1 protein-coding gene and 1 pseudogene are annotated in these 1,852 nt (G+C 66.8%); one reads left to right on the top strand and one right to left on the bottom strand.

What is annotated here, in order from left to right:
* Positions 1-186: hypothetical protein (locus tag AB0M54_RS47845; protein WP_364480049.1), on the top strand; the 186-nt coding region annotated here is incomplete at its 5' end.
* 209 nt (positions 187-395) lie between these two features.
* On the opposite strand, the pseudogene AB0M54_RS47850 reads toward AB0M54_RS47845, so the two are convergent.
* Positions 396-1,162: pseudogene (locus tag AB0M54_RS47850) on the bottom strand (transposase); the annotation flags it as partial.
* Between the last annotated feature and the right edge of the window lie 690 nt (positions 1,163-1,852).

The raw sequence follows: 1,852 nt of genomic DNA on the forward strand, positions 1-1,852 counted from the left end.
CGACGGGGTCTTTTCGTTGGTATGTCCCTCTCGCTGAGCGTGTTCGCTGACAGCCCATCACCAGTTATGTACCGAACCTTTGCCTACCCGCTTAGCCGCCTTAGGGGCTTTGACATGTTGTCCCTGGCGATCAGCGTCAGCAGCATGATTGCAGGCTGGCTCGCCCTCTGGATCGGACCCAGCTGACGCCAGTTTGCCGGGCGCTGGCCTCCGCACCCACCGAATGGCCAGCCTCTACAACTGTTAGCCTCCGTCTTTCATTAAGCCTCGGTGCTTTGGCCGGGTCTGGCCCTGAGTGATCTGGTGTGATGTTTTTGGTGGTGGGCAGCCGATGTCGCCCGGCCGGAGGCCGGGTTGCTCCGTTGTCCTGGTTGGTGGTGCGGCGGATTCCGTTGTCAGGTAACGGGCTCGGGCAGCGCGGCGAGGCGCCGGAATGCGGTGACGAGCTGGTCGGTCCAGGGCCAGTCGGCGGCGATGCGCAGGGTGGTGGTCCTGGCGGTGCGGGTGAGTTTCGCGACGACGTGCAGCAGCCGGTAGCGCAGTTTCTTCGGCTCCGCGGCCGCGAGTGGCCCGTCCAGGAGCAGGTGCTGGGTCCATCAGAGCAGGTCGAAGCCGGTGAGGGCGAGTTCCAGCCACGCTTGGTTGATCGCGAAGGTGCGAGACGGGAATCGGCCGATTCCGGTGGTCTTGCCGGTGCGGATCCGGTCCTCGACGCGGGCATGGCAGCGGTGCCGGACTTCCAGGAACTGAATGGATCCACCGCCGATCGGTGTGTCGGTGGCGAAGACTTGATGCCGTTTGCCGTTGATCGTGTCGAACAGGGAGAGCTGCGCGCCGGGTGCGGGCGTTCCCGGCGGCAGATCAGCCGGGTGCCGGCCGGGAACGAAGCCAGCAGGTCAGGGTCGGCCAGGTCGGTAAGTTCGACGATCTCCGCGCCGTCGCGCAGGCTGCCGTCGCCGTCGAGCGCCGCCACCCAATCCTGGGCGGCGGTGATCGCGGCCCGGACCGGCTTGGTGATCGCGACACCGACGGAGAACTCGGTGAGCACACCCTGCTCATGCAGGCCGCGGACATGGGCGAGGAACTCGTGACTGCTGCCCGCCGAATCGGACCGCACGAGAATCGGGCAGCCAACACGATGTGGTTCGGGGATCTGCTGCAGGAACCCGCCGTCCGCCAACAGAATCATGTCGTCCGGGGCCGGGTGGACGCCGGAGTCGATGGGTGTATGACCGCTGAAGTCCATGATCTGGGTGCGGTAGCGGCGGTTGCCGCCCGGACTGAGCGGCGCCAGTAGATCGTCGCGGATGGCGTCGATGTCGAACATCTCGAAGTAGTAGCTCTGCGGCGAGCCGGGCGGATATTGAGTACGCAGGTCGACATGCCGTTTGAAGTGGTCGATCGTGACCCGGCGCACGGGACGTGTCGTCTTCCCGCGTAGGGTGGCGGCCAGTTCGTCGGCCAGCGTCGTTTTCCCGGCCGCAGAGCGGCCGCCGATCCCCACGCGTGTCGGGTGATCCAGCCGCAGGGCGAGGATCCGGTCGGCCAACCCGCCGAGCACCTGCTGCCGCATCGTGGTCATGAAAGCGGGGATGTCAGAGGCTGGATCGGCACCGGCAAAGAATGCCGCGCCAACGCGCCGGCCCGCAAACGGTTCGCGGAGGCGGCCGTCGTCATGCTTCCTCGACGACGGGGCGCCTCGCGCAGTCACATCCCAGGTCCGTGCCTGCCTCGCCGCGACGTTGCGTAGCGCGCGGATCGGCCGGGTAGCGACGGCGCATTGCTGCGCCGCCGCCCCCTCAGAACCGGACGTGCACGTTTCCATGCATCCGGCTCAAGCAAGCCCGCGAAG

The sequence above is a fragment of the Actinoplanes sp. NPDC051470 genome (genome assembly GCF_040682035.1).
In the GTDB taxonomy this organism is placed as follows: domain Bacteria; phylum Actinomycetota; class Actinomycetes; order Mycobacteriales; family Micromonosporaceae; genus Actinoplanes.